14 protein-coding genes are annotated in these 16015 nt (G+C 72.3%); 6 read left to right on the top strand and 8 right to left on the bottom strand.

Features of this window, described 5'->3' with window-relative positions; all coding sequences use genetic code 11:
* The coding region (locus ACIRFL_RS42190) for a hypothetical protein (protein WP_404040612.1) at nucleotides 1-147 on the top strand (147 nt) is incomplete at its 5' end.
* 581 nt (nucleotides 148-728) lie between these two features.
* Here ACIRFL_RS42190 and ACIRFL_RS42185 read toward each other — a convergent pair.
* The 3 genes from ACIRFL_RS42185 to ACIRFL_RS42175 all read right to left on the bottom strand — a co-directional run bounded on the left by ACIRFL_RS42185 (nucleotide 729) and on the right by ACIRFL_RS42175 (nucleotide 4367).
* The gene (locus ACIRFL_RS42185; RefSeq protein ID WP_404040609.1) at nucleotides 729-3011 is read right to left on the bottom strand and encodes an ABC transporter permease; all 2283 of its coding nucleotides are present in this window, start codon (nucleotides 3009-3011) and stop codon (nucleotides 729-731) included.
* A gap of 91 nt (nucleotides 3012-3102) precedes the next feature.
* Nucleotides 3103-3855: an ABC transporter ATP-binding protein gene (locus ACIRFL_RS42180; RefSeq protein WP_404040606.1), complete on the bottom strand. Its 753-nt coding sequence runs from the start codon at nucleotides 3853-3855 to the stop codon at nucleotides 3103-3105.
* Complete coding sequence (locus ACIRFL_RS42175) at nucleotides 3852-4367, bottom strand: PadR family transcriptional regulator (protein ID WP_404040603.1); 516 nt, start codon at nucleotides 4365-4367, stop codon at nucleotides 3852-3854. The genes ACIRFL_RS42180 and ACIRFL_RS42175 overlap by 4 nt, the downstream gene beginning before the upstream one ends.
* Before the next feature lie 122 nt (nucleotides 4368-4489).
* On the opposite strand from ACIRFL_RS42175, the gene ACIRFL_RS42170 reads away from it, so the two are divergent.
* The 5 genes from ACIRFL_RS42170 (at nucleotide 4490) to ACIRFL_RS42150 (ending at nucleotide 11197) form a co-directional block, all read left to right on the top strand.
* Nucleotides 4490-5758, top strand: coding sequence for an ABC transporter substrate-binding protein (locus ACIRFL_RS42170; RefSeq protein ID WP_404040601.1), 1269 nt, complete (start codon nucleotides 4490-4492; stop codon nucleotides 5756-5758).
* A gap of 200 nt (nucleotides 5759-5958) precedes the next feature.
* Entirely contained in the window at nucleotides 5959-7596 is a 1638-nt protein-coding gene (locus tag ACIRFL_RS42165) for a glycoside hydrolase family 13 protein (RefSeq protein ID WP_404040598.1), read from the top strand.
* Between the two features lie 71 nt (nucleotides 7597-7667).
* Entirely contained in the window at nucleotides 7668-8996 is a 1329-nt protein-coding gene (locus ACIRFL_RS42160; protein ID WP_404040596.1) for an ABC transporter substrate-binding protein, read from the top strand.
* A gap of 6 nt (nucleotides 8997-9002) precedes the next feature.
* Nucleotides 9003-10361, top strand: coding sequence for an ABC transporter permease subunit (locus ACIRFL_RS42155; RefSeq protein ID WP_404040593.1), 1359 nt, complete (start codon nucleotides 9003-9005; stop codon nucleotides 10359-10361).
* Nucleotides 10358-11197, top strand: a complete 840-nt coding sequence (locus ACIRFL_RS42150) for a carbohydrate ABC transporter permease (RefSeq protein WP_404040590.1) — start codon at nucleotides 10358-10360, stop codon at nucleotides 11195-11197. Before ACIRFL_RS42155 ends, ACIRFL_RS42150 begins: the two co-directional genes overlap by 4 nt.
* Nucleotides 11198-11234: 37 nt before the next feature.
* On the opposite strand, the gene pgl is transcribed toward ACIRFL_RS42150, so the two are convergent.
* The 5 genes from pgl to ACIRFL_RS42125 form a co-directional block, all read right to left on the bottom strand.
* Nucleotides 11235-12017, bottom strand: a complete 783-nt coding sequence (gene pgl, locus ACIRFL_RS42145; RefSeq protein ID WP_404040587.1) for a 6-phosphogluconolactonase — start codon at nucleotides 12015-12017, stop codon at nucleotides 11235-11237.
* Nucleotides 12014-13069, bottom strand: coding sequence for a glucose-6-phosphate dehydrogenase assembly protein OpcA (gene opcA / locus ACIRFL_RS42140; RefSeq protein ID WP_404040584.1), 1056 nt, complete (start codon nucleotides 13067-13069; stop codon nucleotides 12014-12016). Before opcA ends, pgl begins: the two co-directional genes overlap by 4 nt.
* On the bottom strand, nucleotides 13066-14613 hold the full coding sequence (zwf, locus tag ACIRFL_RS42135; RefSeq protein WP_404040581.1) for a glucose-6-phosphate dehydrogenase: 1548 nt from the start codon (nucleotides 14611-14613) through the stop codon (nucleotides 13066-13068). Before zwf ends, opcA begins: the two co-directional genes overlap by 4 nt.
* A gap of 4 nt (nucleotides 14614-14617) precedes the next feature.
* On the bottom strand, nucleotides 14618-15736 hold the full coding sequence (gene tal, locus ACIRFL_RS42130) for a transaldolase (protein ID WP_404040578.1): 1119 nt from the start codon (nucleotides 15734-15736) through the stop codon (nucleotides 14618-14620).
* Between the two features lie 34 nt (nucleotides 15737-15770).
* On the bottom strand, nucleotides 15771-16015 hold a 245-nt coding region (locus tag ACIRFL_RS42125; protein ID WP_404040575.1), incomplete at its 5' end, for a transketolase-like TK C-terminal-containing protein.

Raw genomic sequence — 16015 nt, 5'->3', positions numbered from 1 at the left:
TCCTTCGACCAGTGGGGCGTCGAGCTGGGCAAGGTCCTCGCCAAACGCGTCGAACCCGCACTCACCGACGGCACCGACGTCCCCGGCCTCGACCCGTCCACCACCGCCCTCGTCGCCAAGTACCGGGAACTACGCGGCCGAAGCTGACCACGAACCGGCACCACGTGCGGCGCAGCTCCAGCACCGGGGGCAACTCTGGCACCGGGCGGGGGATCCGGCACCGGGCGCGGGTCAGGCGACGAACGCGGGGCGGCTGCAGACCAGCTGCCGCAGCTCGGCCTGGCCCACCGGTCGAACCGGCCTGCCGGTCGGCTCGGCCCGCTCGTCGGCCCGGCCCACCCGCCAGCCCGGCCCGCTCGTCGGCCCGGCCTGCCCGTCGGCCCGGCCTGCCCGTCGGCTCGGCGCATCCGTGGGCCCGGCCCCGCCCCGCAACGGTCGGGCTGCGGCACGCCCGGCCCCGGTCGCCTCACCGCGTGGTCAGGCCCCGGCCAGGGTCGGCCTCCGCGGGGTCGGCCGAGGGCGTGCTCGGGTCACCGTGTGGTGAGCCCACGGCATGGTGGGGGCCCTGGCCGTGCTCGGCTCCGGCCTCGTGGCGTTCGGTCCCCGGTCGGCCATGCTTGGGGCATTCCGTGGTCGGCCCACGGTGTGCTCGGCTCCTGCCGTGGCTGGGCCACGGTGCTTGGTCGGCGGAGTCGATCGGTGGGTCGTCGTGTTGCGCCGCCGCACGGTCAGGTCGCTGCGTTCAGCGTGTCCGCAAGGCGTCGTTGGGGTGAGCGGGATGCGGGGAGGGCGGCCAGTGCGGCGGAGCCCAGTACCGCGCCCGCGCCCAGGGTCAGCAGCAGGACAGGGGAGGGCGACTGGGCGATCCCGGCGCCGATCCCGCTGGAACTGCCCTGGGTGTCGATCAGCCAGCGCGACAGGGGCAGCCCCAGCGCCGTGCCGACGAGGACCGCCGCCAGGGCCGTACAGCCGGTCGCCGTGACCGTGATCGCGGTGATCTGCCGCGGGGACATGCCGATCGCCTTGAGCGCCGGCAGGTCCCGCTCGCGCTCGCGGACCGTCCCGCCGATCGCGGTGAGCAGTTCGATCAGCCCGATGAGGGCGAGCACGGCGACCACGCCGACGACGACTCCGCGCAGCGGGGACAGCCCGTCGGCCGGGTTCGGCACGGCGTGCACGTCCAGGTGCCCGTGCCCGGCCCGGGCCAGGTCGGCGGCCACCCGGTGCGGGTCGGCGCCCGGGTGCAGCCGCAGCTGGTAGAGCCCGGGGTCAAGGCGCGGGTCGTTCTCACGCAGGGTGTCCAGCGAGGTGGAGACGACCCGGCCGGCGTTCTCCGGTTCGATGCTGCGGCCCACGATGTGCAGGATCTGCGGACGGTCGCCCACGGTCATCCGCACCCAGTCGCCGACGCGCGCGTCCAGCAGATCGAGCAGCCCCTGCCCGGCCACCGCCTCGTCCGGGCCGGTCGCGGCACGGCCCTCGGCGAGCGCGTACGGGTAGGGCTCCTGGCGGGTGCCCAGGCCGCGCAGGGCGATCGTGGCGGTCTGGCCGGGGACCAGGGCGGCGACCTCGACTCCCGGATAGGCGGCGGCGACCTCGGGGTCGGACTCCAGCAGGGCCCGCGCCGCGCGGTCGCTCAGGCTGCCGTCCGTGCGGGCGGTGAGGGTGGCCGCGAGCCCCGCGCGCTGCGGATCGCGGTGGAACCGGTCGATCGTGGTCCAGGCGCTGAGGGCCACCACGATCAGCAGCAGCGGCAGCGCCAGCCGGCCCACGGTGGCCAGCGAGCGACGGCGGCCGGTGCACGCCGTGTGACAGCCGAGGACCAGTGCGGGCGGCAGCCCAAGCCCCAGGGCGAGGCGGCCCGCCCGCGTCAGCCGCCCGCCGGCCGGGGCCGCGGGCCGGGGCACCGGCACCGGCGGCACCCGCCCCGCCCGCCAGGCCGCGAGGGACGTGGTCAGCCCGATCAGCAGCACCGCGCCCACGGGCACGGCGAGCAGGGTCAGGGTGTGACCCGGAAGGCCCTGCCACACACCCACCGCGTCGCCGAGCCGCCCCGGGATCCGGCGGCCCAGTCCCTCGGTGACCGCGGCGGCGGCCAGCGCGCCGAGGACGGCGTAGGCGACGTGCTGGAGCAGGAAGATCCGCACCACCTGGACGGGGGTGAACCCGATCGCCTTCAGCACCGAGATGTCCCGCAGATGGCCGCGGATCCGGGTGCCGATCGCGCCGTGCACCGCGAACCCGGCCGCGACCAGCGCGCCGAGCCCGAACAGCCCGAGGATCTGGCCGAGGAGCCGGTTGTCGCCCTGCGCCTCGGCCCGCGCCTGCTGCCAGGTGGAGACCTCGCCGACCGCGCCGGCGCCCAGGACGGTGACGGTCCGCTGCACCGCGTAGTCGGTGTCGCCGGGGTCGGTGAGGCGCAGCCCGACGACCTGGCCGCGGGGGTCGCGCAGGGCGGCGGGCGGGGCCCAGACCAGTCCCGGTTGCTCGCCCGGACGGTAGCGGGGCTCGGGGCTGTCGGCGACGCCCACGACCGTGAGGGTCCGGGCCGTGTCGGGCAGTGTCAGCACGTCGCCGGGCTCGGCCAGCAGGGCCCGGGCGAGCCTGCTCTCCAGGACCACGCCGTCGGGGTCGGCGGGCCGCAGCCAGTGGCCGGAGACGAGCAGCGGGCGGCCCACGGCCGGTTGCTCCGCGGTGCCGCGCAACTCGACGGAGGCGCGGGTGCCGCGGGAGGAGACGGTCACCTTCTCGGTGGCGTAGGGGCCGGCGAGGGCCTGGACGCCGTCCAGCCGGGCGAGCCGCGCGGTGTCCGCGTCCTGCGCCGCGTGGATCCACACGTGCGCGCCGCGGGACTGGGTGAAGATCCGCTGCCAGGGGTTGGTCGCATAGCCGAACAGGGCGGCGGCCAGCAGCAGCGAGCCGACGATGCCGGCGGTGGCGAGCACCAGGAACAGTGCCTCGCCGCGGTGCGTCCGCAGATCGGAGTGCGCCCAGCGCAACGCGGCCCGCACCGGCTCAGCCCCCCGTCCCGCGCGGGACGGGGCGCCCCGCCCCGCGGCGGGCCCCCGGGCGGGGGCCGTGATGGTCGTCGTACACCGCGGCTCAGTCCCTCAGCTCCAGCACGCCGGATATCCCGGTGCGGCGCGGCGGCGCGGCGTCCAGCGCGGCGTCGTCGGCGATCCGGCCGTCGAAGAAGCTGATCACCCGGTCCGCGGCGCTGGCCATCCGGGCGTCGTGGGTGACCAGCAGGATGGTCTGGCCGCGGCCGTGGAAACGGGACAGCAGCCGCATCACCTCGCGGGTGCCCCTGCTGTCGAGGCTGCCCGCGGGTTCGTCGGCGAGCAGCAGGGGAGGGTGGTTGACCAACGCCCGGGCGAGGGCGACCCGCTGCTGTTCGCCGCCGGACAGCTCGCCCGGCATGCTGCGTTCCTTGCCGGTCAGCCCCAGTTCGTCCAGCAGCTCCCGCCGTTCGGCCCGGGCGCGCCTCGGCGGGACGCCGACGAGCAGCGCGGGCAGTTCGACGTTGTCGGCGACGGACAGGTCGGAGACCAGGTTGAAGAACTGGAAGACGATTCCGATGCGCCGTCTGCGCTCCACCGCCCAGCGGGCCTCGCTGTAGGAGTCGGTGCACTCGCCGTCCAGCCGGATGCTGCCCGCGTCGGGCCGCTGCAGCCCGCCGAGCAGATGGAGCAGCGTCGACTTGCCGGCGCCCGAGGGGCCGGTGACGGCCACGAACTCGCCGCGTGCCACGGACAGGTCGACGCCGCGCACGGCGTGCGCCGGCGCGCCACGGCCATGGTGGGTCTTGACCAGACCCTCGGTCCACAGCGCCGGAGCGGTGGGGCGGTTGCTCACTCCGGCTCCTCCAGTTCCTCCTGGCACCGCTCCAACCAGTCCAGGTCGGCCTGCAGATGCAGCATCGCGCCCTCGATGAGCAGCTGGGCGATTCGGTTGTCCCGGTTCTCGGCGGCGGCCAGTCTCGACAGGCTGCGCATGGTGTTGAGGTACTGGCGCCGCTGCTTGTTGATGAGGGCGAGCTGGTCGGCGAGACCGGTCTGCGGGGCGAGGGCCAGCTTCATGAAGAACTCGTCCCGCACGCGCGGCTCGTCCTCGGGTTCCGCGAACCAGGCGCGCAGCGCCTCCCGCCCGGCGTCGGTGAGATGGTAGATCTTCTTGTTGGGCCGGCTGCTCTGCTCGACCTCCTCGCCCTCGATCAGGCCCTGCTTCTCCAGGCGGCCGAGGGTCACATAGATCTGGCCGACGTTCGGCTGAGGGTACGCGGAGCCCAGCAGTTGCTCAAGGTCCTGCTTCAGCTCGTAGCCGTGGGCGGGACCGCGTGCCAGGAGGGCCAGGAGGGGCAGGCGCACTGGTGCAGTCCTCCTGTCCTCGTAATGTGCTCCAGGCCCTAGTATCGCCCATACCTAACAGGTATACATGGCCTCTGACGCCGGGCGAGGGTGCGCGGCGCCGGGGGTGCAAGGAGGAACCTATGCGGTGGATGCGTGCCGCCGGTAGGGGCCTCCTTTCGCTCGCCGTGGTCCTGGCCGGTTATCTCGCCTCCGGCGCCCGTGCCGACGAGGGCGGCGCGGACCGCGGGCCGCTCACCCTGGCCACCGCGGGCGACCTCACCGGCTATCTGGGCCCGCTGCTGGAAGGCTGGAACCGTGCGCATCCCGCCGAGCGGGTCACCCTCGTCGAGCTTCCGGACTCCGCCGACGAGACCCGCGCGCAGATGGCCACGGACCTGCGCGGCGGCGACCGCAGCCGCTTCGACGTGCTGAACATCGACGTCAACTGGACCTCGGAGTTCGCCGCGGCCGGCTGGATCCGTCCGCTGCCGCGCGACCGGTTCCCGCTGGGGACCTTCCTGCCGCCGGTCGTCGACACGGCGACCTACGACGGCCGGCTGTACGCGGTGCCCTACATCACCAACGCGGGCCTGCTGCTGTACCGCGCGGACGTCCTGGCGAAGGAGGGGATCGCCCCGCCGCGCACCTGGGAGGAGTTGGCGCATATCGCGCGGACCGTCGCGCCGAAGTACGGACTCGACGGCTACGCGGGCCAGTTGCTGCCCTACGAAGGGCTCACGGTCAACGCGGCCGAGGCCGTCTACTCGGCGGGCGGCACGATCCTCGGCGACGAGGGCACCCGGGTCACCGTGGACTCGGCGGCGGCCCGCGAGGGCATCGGCTTCCTGGTGCGCGGGGTGCGCGAGGGCTGGATACCCGAGCGGGCGCTGACGTACAAGGAGGAGGAGTCCAAGCAGGCGTTCCAGGACGGCCGGCTGCTCTTCCTGCGCAACTGGCCGTACGCGTACGTCGGCGCGTCGGCCGAGGGCTCCGCGGTCGCCGGGAGGATCGGCGCCGTACCGGTGCCGGGTCCGGACGGGCCGGGCACCAGCGTCCTCGGCGGCTCGAATCTGGCCGTCAACGCGCATGCCCGGCACCCGGATTCGGCCGCCCGGCTGATGGCCTATCTCACCGGGGAGCGCGTCCAGCGCCAGGTCCTCACGCGCGGCGCCCTGCCGCCGGTGCGCGCCGCGCTCTACGAAGACCCCGACCTCGTACGGCGGTTCCCCTACCTGCCGACCCTGCGGGCCGCGGTGCTCTCGGCGGCGCCGCGTCCCAAGAGCCCGCGCTACGACCAGGTCAGCCTGGTGGTGCAGGCGGTCGTGCACGACGCGCTGACGGGCCAGGAGACGCCCGAGAGCGCGGTGCGCCGGCTGGCGCGTGAGCTGGCGGCCATCTCCCGCCGATAGCCCGACAGCTCGACGGCCCGACAGCTCGATAGTTACTTGTTAGGTAACGCGCGCATCTCATCTGCGACTTCGGTCGGCGGATATGTCGAGATATGAAGCCCCAACTCCGCAGTAGCTTCCGTCCACTTCATTGACACCCTCGTGAAACGGATACCTAACATGCATGCATAACCGTTAACTCACACAGACAGGTCGACGGGGTGAGTTCCCAGCACATCGAGGCCCACCGCTGGTGGCGCGACGCAGTGATCTACCAGGTGTACGTCCGCAGCTTCCTGGACAGCACCGGCGACGGCATCGGCGATCTGGCCGGGGTCAGGGCCGGGCTGCCGTACCTGAAGAAGCTCGGCGTCGACGGCATATGGCTGAGCCCCTTCTATCCGTCCCCGCAGCACGACCACGGCTACGACGTGGCCGACTACTGCGACGTCGACCCGGTCTTCGGCGACCTCGCCGAGTTCGACCAGCTGATGGCCGCGGCCCGGCGCCTCGGGATCAAGGTGCTCCTGGACATCGTCCCCAACCACTGCTCCAGCGAGCACCCGTGGTTCCGCGCCGCCCTCGCCGCGGCGCCCGGCGACCCGGCCCGCGCCCGCTTCCACTTCGCCGACGGCCGCGGCCCGGACGGCGCCGAGCCGCCCAACAACTGGCACGCCATGTTCGGCGGCCCCGCCTGGACCCGGGTCACCGCACCCGACGGCCGCCCCGGCCAGTGGTACCTGCACATGTTCACCCCCGAGCAGCCCGACTTGAACTGGCGCAGCCCTCAGGTGGCCGCCGAGTTCGAACGCACCCTGCGCTTCTGGCTCGACCGGGGCGTCGACGGCTTCCGCATCGACGTCGCCGCCGGCCTCTACAAGCACCCGCACCTGCCCGACTCCCCGGACCCCGAGGCCGACGCCCGCACCCGCGACTCGGTCAACCCGCTCGCCTGGAACCGGCCCGAGGTGCACGACGTGTGGCGGCGCTGGCGCGCGGTGTGCGAGGAGTACACGGCACGCGACGGCCGCGAACGGCTGCTCGTCGGCGAGGTCTCCGTGCCCAGCGCCCGCGAACACGCCCGCTACGTCCGCCCCGACGAACTCCACCAGGCGTTCTTCTTCGACCTGCTCAGCGCCCCCTGGAACGCCGACGCCTTCCGCAAGGTCATCTCCGAGGCCATGCAGGACATCGTCGGCACCGGATCCACGGTCACCTGGGTCCTCAACAACCATGACCAGGTCCGCACCGTCACCCGCTACGGCGAACCGGCCACCGGGGGCAGCGGGCTCGGCGCCGCCCGCGCCCGCGCCGCCGCGCTGCTCATGCTGGCGCTGCCCGGCGCCGCCTACATCTACCAGGGCGAGGAACTCGGCCTGCCCGAGGTCGTCGACCTGCCCGACGACGTGCTCACCGACCCCATATTCCGGCGCACCGGCAGCCGTGCCCGCATCCGGGACGGTTGCCGGGTGCCGCTGCCCTGGTCCGGACAGGCATCCCCGTTCGGCTTCAGCTCCGGCGCCGAGGGCGCCAAGCCGTGGCTGCCGCAGCCCGAGTACTTCGCCGAGTACGCCACCGACCGGGCCGTCGCCGACACCCGCTCCTTCTGGCATCTCTACCGCGACGGCCTGCAACTGCGCGCCGCACTGCCCCAGTTGGGCGAGGGCACGCTCGACTGGCTGGAGTCCCCGCCGGGCGTGCTGGCCTTCGTCCGCGGCGACGGCCTGGTCTGCGCCGTCAACTTCACCACCGCCCCCACCCCCGCACCGGTCGCCGGCACGCCCCTGCTGTCCAGCGGGCCCTGCCCGGCCGGGCTGCTGCCCGGCTCCACCGCGGCCTGGTGGATGCGCGACCTCTGAGCCGGGCGCACGGCCCGCGCCTCCCCGCCCGTCCGCTTCCCCCGTCCAGCCATCCCGAAGGGACATCAACGATGATGCGACGACGCACCACGCTGCTCACCTCCTGCACCGCCCTCGCCCTGACGCTCGGCGCGACCGCCTGCGGCGGCGGCGAGCCCGTCTCGGCCGGCGGCGGCGACAAGGCGCTCAGCGGCCAGACCGTCACCGTGGCCGGTGTCTGGTCCGGCACCGAGCAGAAGAACTTCCAGAAGGTGCTGGACGCCTTCACCGAGAAGACCGGCGCCAAGACCCGGTTCATGCCCACTGGCGACAACGTCTCCACCGTCGTCGGCAGCAAGATCGAGGGCGGCAACGCCCCCGACGTGGTGATGGTCCCGCAGGTCGGCGTGCTCCAGCAGTTCGCGCAGGAGGGCTGGCTCGAACCGCTCTCCGAGACCGCCCGGCAGAGCATCGACGCCGGCTTCGCCCGTGTGTGGCGCGACTACGGCAGCGTCGACGACACCCTCTACGGCCTCTACTTCAAGGCCGCCCACAAGTCGACGGTCTGGTACAGCCCCGACGCCCTCGCCCAGGCCGGCGTCGAACCGCCCACCACCTACGACGAGATGCTGAAGGCCGGCCGCACCGTCTCCGACTCCGGGCTCGCCGCCTTCGCGGTCGCCGGACAGGACGGCTGGACGCTCACCGACTGGTTCGAGAACGTCTACCTCTCCCAGGCCGGTCCCGACAAGTACGACGCCCTCGCCGCCCACGAGCTGAAGTGGACCGACCCGAGCGTCGTCAAGGCGCTCACCACCCTCGGCAAGCTCTTCAAGGACAAGCAGCTGATAGCAGGCGGTCAGAAGGAAGCCCTCAACACCGACTTCCCCGGCTCCGTGGAGAAGGTGTTCGGACCCGAGCCCGAGGCCGGGATGGTCTACGAGGGCGACTTCGTCGCCGGTGTCGCCCACGACCAGTTCGGGCGGACCATCGGCGAGGACGCGGACTTCTTCCCGTTCCCGGCGGTCGACGGCGGCAAGGCGCCCGTCGTCAGCGGCGGCGACGCGGCCGTCGTCCTCAAGGACGGCAAGAACGCCAAGGCCGGCATGAAGCTCCTGGAGTACCTGGCCACCCCGGAGGCCGCGGCCGTGTGGGCCGAGGCGGGCGGCTTCCTGTCCCCGAACAAGAAGCTCGACCTCGCCGCCTACGGCGACGACGTCACCCGGGCCACCGCCGAGTCCCTGGTCGGCGCCGGCGACTCGGTCCGCTTCGACATGTCCGACCAGGCACCCGCGGCCTTCGGCGGCACCAAGGGCACCGGCGAGTGGAAGCTCCTCCAGGACTTCCTGCGCGACCCGTCCGACCCGAAGGCGACCGCGGCCCGGCTGGAGGCCGCGGCGGCCAAGGCCTACCGGGGCTGACCCGCCATGACCGCGACCACCCTGACCACACCGAAGGAGACGGCCCCGCCCGCCGGAGACCCGGCGCGCGGGCGCCGCACCCGGCGGCGGGGCCGGACCATCGCCCTGCTCTTCGTCCTCCCCGCGCTGCTGCTGCTCGGCGCCCTCGTCGTCTACCCGGTGCTGTTCTCCGTCGGCCGCAGCTTCTTCGACGCCTCCGGCACCCGCTTCGTCGGCGGCGACAACTACGCCGAGATGTTCCGCGACCCGGCCACCCTCAAGGCCATCAGGAACACGGCCGTCTGGGTCGTCGTCGCCCCGACGCTGCTGACCGGGCTCGGCCTGATCCTCGCCGTCCTCGTGGAGAAGGTCCGCTGGGCCACCGCGTTCAAGCTGCTGCTGTTCATGCCGATGGCGGTGTCCTTCCTCGCCGCCGGGATCATCTTCCGGCTCGCCTACGACGAGGACCCCGACAAGGGCGTGCTGAACGCCGCCGTCGTCACCGTCCACGACGCCGTCAAGGGCTCCTCGTCGTATCCGACGGCACGCGCCCGCGAGGGGCACGGACTGATCCGGGACGGCGACGGCTCGTACCGGACGAACGCCGCGCCGGGCGACTCGGTGACGCTACCGATGGTCGGCGTGCTGCCCAAGGACCTGCCCGCGGGCGCCACGCCCGCCGCCCCGGCGGCCGGCCGCGGCGCCGCCCCCGACGAACTGCGCGGGGTCGTCTACCTGGACTTCACACCCGGCGGCGGAGGCACCCAGGGCAAGGTCGACCCGCGGGAGAGCGGACTGCCCGCGATGACGGTCGAGGCGGTGCGCGACGGGCGGACCGTGGCGAGCACCACGACCGCCTCCGACGGCTCCTTCCGCTTCGGCGGGCTCGCCGCCGGCACGTACACCGTGAAGCTGCCCGCGGACAACTTCGCACCGCCCTACCAGGGCGTCTCCTGGCTCGGTCCCGCGCTGGTCACCCCGGCGATCATCGGCGCCTACCTGTGGATCTGGACCGGCTTCGCGATGGTGCTGATCGGCGCCGGACTGTCCACGCTGCCCAGGGACGCGCTGGAGGCCGCGCGGATCGACGGCGCGAACGAGTGGCAGATCTTCCGGCGGATCACCGTGCCGCTGCTGGCGCCCGTGCTCACCGTCGTCTTCGTCACCCTCGTCATCAACGTGATGAAGGTCTTCGACCTCGTCTACATCATCGCGCCGGGACCGGTGCAGGAGGACGCGACCGTGCTCGCGACGCAGATGTGGCTGGTGTCCTTCGGCGGCGGCAACAACCAGGGCCTCGGCAGCGCCCTCGGGGTGCTGCTCCTGCTCCTGGTGATCCCCGCGATGGCCTTCAACGTCCGCCGCTTCCGAAGGAGTCAGCGATGAACGCGGTCAGGCGCGGCCTGGGCAACGGGCTGGTCCAGGCGTTCCTGGTGGTGATCGGCCTGATCTGGCTGACTCCGCTCGCGGGACTGTTCCTGTCCTCGCTCAGATCGGCCCAGGACACCGTAAAGGGCGGCTGGTGGACGGCGCTGGCCGCCCCCGGGCAGCTGTCCTTCGACAACTACTCGGCGCTGCTGAAGAACGCCGGGATCACCCAGGCGTTCTGGAACACCGTGCTGATCTCGGTGCCGACGACCGTGCTCGTGGTCGTCATCGCCGCCCTCGCCGGATACGCCTTCGCCTGGCTGGACTTCCCGGCCCGTGAACCGCTGTTCCTGCTGGTGGTGGCCCTGCTGGTGGTGCCGGTGCAGATCGGTCTGCTGCCGGTGGCCAAACTCTTCGGTCAGCTCGGGCTGTTCGGCACCATCCCCGGCGTGGTGCTGTTCCACGTCGCCTACGGACTGCCGTTCGCGGTGTTCCTGCTGCGCAACTACTTCGCCGAGATGCCGAAGGAGATGCTGGAGGCGGCGCGGATGGACGGCGGCAACGAATGGCGGATCTTCACCCGGCTCGTGCTGCCCGTCGGCCGGCCCGCCCTCGCGAGCCTCGCCATCTTCCAGTTCCTGTGGGTGTGGAACGACATGCTGGTCGCCCTGCTGTTCGCGGACACCTCCGCACAGCCACTGACCGTGGAACTCCAGTCCCAGATACGGCAGTTCGGCAGCAACATCGATGTGCTCGCGCCCGGCGCCTTCCTGTCCCTGATCGTGCCCGTGGCGGTGTTCTTCGCCTTCCAGCGGCACTTCGTGCAGGGCGTGATGGCGGGGTCCGTGAAATGACCCGGGCGGCGGGGCACCGGCCCCGCCGCCCGTCGTCTCACGCCGAGGCCGGCGGGTACAGCGAACGCGGCAGCCCGGAGGCCGCCGCCGCGTCCAGCAGCCACAGGGTGCGCTGCCTGCCGTACGCGCCTGCCGCCGGGGCCTGGATCTCGCCCGCGCCGGACAGCGCGATCTGCGCGGCCTGGGCCTTGTCCTCGCCGGCCGCGAGCAGCCACACCTCGCGGGCCGCCCGGATCGCCGGGAGCGTCAAGGAGACCCGGATCGGCGGCGGCTTGGGCGCGCCGTGCACGCCGACCACCGTGCGCTCGGTCTCCCGCACCGCAGGCAGCTCCGGGAACAGCGAGGCCACATGGGTGTCCGGGCCGACGCCCAGCATCAGCACGTCGAAGGTGGGCACGGCCCCGTGGTTCTCGGGGCCCGCGGCCCGGGCCAGCTCCGCCGCGTACGCGTCCGCCGCCGCGTCCACGTCGCTGCCGTACCGGCCGTCCGACGCGGGCATGGGGTGCACGCGCTCGGAATCCAGCGGCACGGCGTCCAGCAGCGCCGCGCGGGCCTGGGTGACATTGCGTTCCGGGTCGCCCTCGGGCAGGAACCGCTCGTCGCCCCACCACACGTCGAGCCGGGCCCAGTCGACGGCGTCCCGGGCGGGCGCCGCCGCCAGCGCGGCCAGCAGGCCGTTGCCGTTGCGGCCGCCGGTCAGCACCACGGACGCGGAGCCGCGCGAGGTCTGCGCGTCCACGATCTTGGTGATCAGGCGGGCCGCCGCGGCCTGGGCCATCAGCTCCTTGTCGCGGTGCACGACCAGCTGCGGGGTGCTCACTTCGCCGTCGCCTTCTTCGCCGGGGCCTTCTTGGCCGCCTTCTTCGCGGGGGCGGGCGCGGCCTCGGCCGCCGCGGCGCCCGCCGTGACGGACTCGGCCTGCGCGGCCGGTGAGCCCGCGGCGGGTGAGCCGATCAGCCGCCCCACGCCGTAGCGCAGCGCCGACGCGTAGGTGTCGTCCGGGTCGAGCCGGCGCAACTCCTCGGCGATCAGCTCGGACGTCTCGCGCCGCTTGAGCGCCACCGCCCGGTCCGGCTGCCCCTGGATGGACAGCGTGGCCAGCGAGCCGTCCGCGCGGTCCAGGGCGATCGGGCCGCAGTCGGTGTCCAGCCGGACCGCGGTCAGACCGGGTCCGGACGACAGCGACCGCCTGACGGGGACGTCCAGCCGGTCCGCGAGCCACATCGCCAGCAGCTCACAACTCGGGTTGAACTCCTCGCCCTCCACCTCGACGCCCTTGACCTCGCAGTCCACCTGGTCCATCGCCGCGGCCAGCATCGAGCGCCAGGGCGTGATCCGGGTCCAGGACAGGTCGGTGTCGCCGGGCGTGTAGGTGTTCGCGCGGGCGGACAGCTCCCGCACCGGCTGCTCGGACGCGTAGGTGTCGGTGACCCGGCGCTGCGCGAGGGCGCCCAGCGGGTCCTTGGCGGGATCGAGCGGCGCGTTCACCGGCCACCAGACGACGACCGGGGCGTCCGGCAGCAGCAGCGGCAGCACCACGGAGTCGGCGTGGTCGACGACCTCGCCGTACAGCCGCAGCACCACCGTCTCGCCGGTGCCGGCGTCCGCGCCCACCCGCACCTCGGCGTCCAGCCGCGAGGTGGTGCGGTCGCGCGGGGAGCGGGAGACGCGCCTGATGACGACCAGGGTGCGCGAGGGGTGCTCGTGCGAGGCGTCACCGGCGGCCTTCAACGCGTCATAGGCGTTCTCCTCGTCGGTGACGATGACCAGGGTCAGCACCATGCCCACGGCGGGCGTGCCGATCGCGCGGCGGCCCTGCACCAACGCCTTGTTGACCTTGCCGGCCGTGGTGTCCGTGAGGTCTATCTTCATGGCCGGCGCCAGCTCCGTCCGTCTCGTGCGAGCATCTCGTCGGCCTCCGCGGGACCCCACGTGCCCGACGGGTACTGCGCGGGCTTGCCGTGCTTGTCCCAGTACTCCTCGATCGGGTCGAGGATCTTCCAGGACAGCTCGACCTCCTCCGTGCGCGGGAAGAGGTTGGCGTCGCCGAGCAGCACGTCCAGGATGAGCCGTTCGTACGCCTCCGGGCTGGACTCCGTGAACGACTCGCCGTAGGCGAAGTCCATGGACACGTCCCGGATCTCCATGGAGGTGCCCGGCACCTTCGAGCCGAACCGGACCGTGATGCCCTCGTCGGGCTGGACACGGATGACGACCGCGTTCTGGCCCAGTTCCTCGGTCGCGGTGTGGTCGAAGGGGGAGTGCGGTGCCCGCTGGAAGACCACCGCGATCTCGGTGACCCGGCGGCCGAGCCGCTTGCCGGTGCGCAGATAGAAGGGGACGCCCGCCCAGCGGCGGTTGTCGATCCCCACCTTGATCGCGGCGTAGGTGTCCGTCTTCGACTTGGCGTCGATGCCGTCCTCCTGGAGGTAGCCGATGACCTTCTCGCCGCCCTGCCAGCCCGCCGCGTACTGCCCGCGGACGGTGTGGCGGCCCAGATCCTTCGGCACCCGTACCGCACCCAGCACCTTGGTCTTCTCCGCGGCCAGCGCGTCCGCGTCGAAGGAGGCCGGCTCCTCCATGGCGGTGAGCGCCATCAGCTGGAGCAGGTGGTTCTGGATGACGTCACGGGCGGCGCCGATCCCGTCGTAGTAGCCCGCCCGGCCGCCGATGCCGATGTCCTCGGCCATGGTGATCTGCACATGGTCCACGAAGGACCGGTTCCAGACCGGCTCGAACATCTGGTTGGCGAAGCGCAGCGCCAGGATGTTCTGGACGGTCTCCTTGCCCAGGTAGTGGTCGATCCGGAACACCTGATCCGGTTCGAACACCTCGTGCACGACCTTGTTCAGCTCCTCGGCCGACTTCAGGTCGTGGCCGAACGGCTTCTCGATGACCGCGCGCCGCCAGGAGCCGCCCGTCTGGTCGGCCAGGCGGTGCTTCTTCAGCTGCTGGATGACCACCGGGAAGGCGCCCGGCGGCACGGACAGGTAGAAGGCGAAGTTGCCGCCCGTGCCCTGTGCCTTGTCCAGCTCCTCGATGGTGGAGCGCAGCCGCTCGAACGCGTCGTCATCGTCGAAGGTGCCCTGGACGAAGCGCATCCCCTGGATGAGCTGCTGCCAGACCTCCTCGCGGAACGGCGTCCGCGCGTGCTGCTTGACGGAGTCGTGGACCTCCTGCGCGAAGTCCTCGTTCTGCCACTCGCGGCGGGCGAAGCCGACGAGGGAGAAGCCCGGCGGCAGCAGACCCCGGTTGGCGAGGTCGTACACGGCGGGCATCAGCTTTTTGCGTGACAAATCGCCTGTGACACCAAAGATGACCAGGCCCGACGGCCCCGCGATGCGCGGGAGCCGTCGGTCCGCGGGGTCACGAAGCGGATTCGCTCCGGAACCGGAAAACCCGGAAAACGGGGACAAGATGTCAGCCCTCCGAGGGGGCGAGACGGTCGAGCACCGCCTCGGTCGACTTCAGCAGGTCGTTCCAGGACGCCTCGAACTTCTCGACGCCCTCGTCCTCCAGGACCCGGACCACGTCGTCGTACGGGATCCCGAGCTTCTCGACGGCGTCGAGGTCCGCGCGGGCCTGCTCGTACGTGCCGGCGACGGTGTTGCCGGTGATCTCGCCGTGCTCCTCGGTGGCCCGCAGGGTGGCCTCCGGCATGGTGTTCACCGTGTTCGGCGCCACCAGGTCGTCGACGTACAGGGTGGGCTTGTACGCCGGGTCCTTCACGCCGGTCGACGCCCACAGCGGACGCTGCCGGTGCGCGCCCGCGTTCTCCAGCGCGCTCCACCGCTCGGAGGAGAAGACCTCCTCGTACGCCTGGTAGGCGAGACGCGCGTTGGCGACGGCGGCCTTGCCGCGCGCGGCCTTGGCCTCCGGGGTGCCCAGGGCGTCGATCCGCTTGTCGATCTCGGTGTCCACGCGGGAGACGAAGAACGAGGCGACGGAACGGATCAGCGACAGGTCAAGGCCGCGCTCCTTGGCCTTCTCCAGGCCGGCGAGGTAGGCGTTCATGACCTCGCGGTAGCGCTCAAGGGAGAAGATCAGCGTGACGTTGACGCTGATGCCGAGGCCGATGACCTCGGTGATCGCGGGCAGACCCGCCTTGGTGGCGGGGATCTTGATGAGGGTGTTGGGGCGGTCGACGAGCCAGGCCAGCTGCTTGGCCTCGGCGACGGTCGCCCTGGTGTTGTGGGCCAGCCGCGGATCGACCTCGATGGAGACCCGGCCGTCCTGGCCGTCGGTCGCGTCGAACACGGGTCGCAGGATGTCGGCGGCGTCCCGGACGTCCGCCGTGGTGATCATGCGGACCGCTTCCTCGACGGTGACCTTGCGGGCGGCGAGGTCCTTGAGCTGCTGCTCGTAACCATCGCCGCTGCTGATGGCCTTCTGGAAGATCGTCGGGTTGGTGGTGACGCCCACGACGTGCTGCTGGTCGATCAGCTCGGCGAGGTTGCCGGACGTGATCCGCTTGCGCGACAGGTCGTCCAGCCAGATCGCGACGCCTTCCTCGGAGAGGCGCTTCAGTGCGTCTGTCATGGAAAATGCATCTCCTACGTGTCGTGTATCAGCGTCAGCGCTGTGCGTCAGCGAGGGATTCCCGGGCCTTGGCGGCGATGTTGTCGGGGGTGAAGCCGTAGGTGCGGAAGAGGGTCTTGCCGTCGGCGGAGGCTCCGAAGTGTTCGAGGGAGACGATGCGTCCGGCGTCGCCGACGTAGCGGTACCAGGTCAGGGCGATGCCGGCCTCGACGGCCACGCGTGCCCGGACGGTGGGGGGCAGTACCTGGTCGCGGTAGGCCTGGTCCTGTTCCTCGAACC

It is taken from the genome of Streptomyces sp. NPDC102462 (genome assembly GCF_044765425.1).
Lineage (GTDB): Bacteria > Actinomycetota > Actinomycetes > Streptomycetales > Streptomycetaceae > Streptomyces.
The sequence above is the reverse complement of the archived record's forward strand: the minus strand, read 5'-3'. Positions and strand labels throughout refer to the sequence as shown.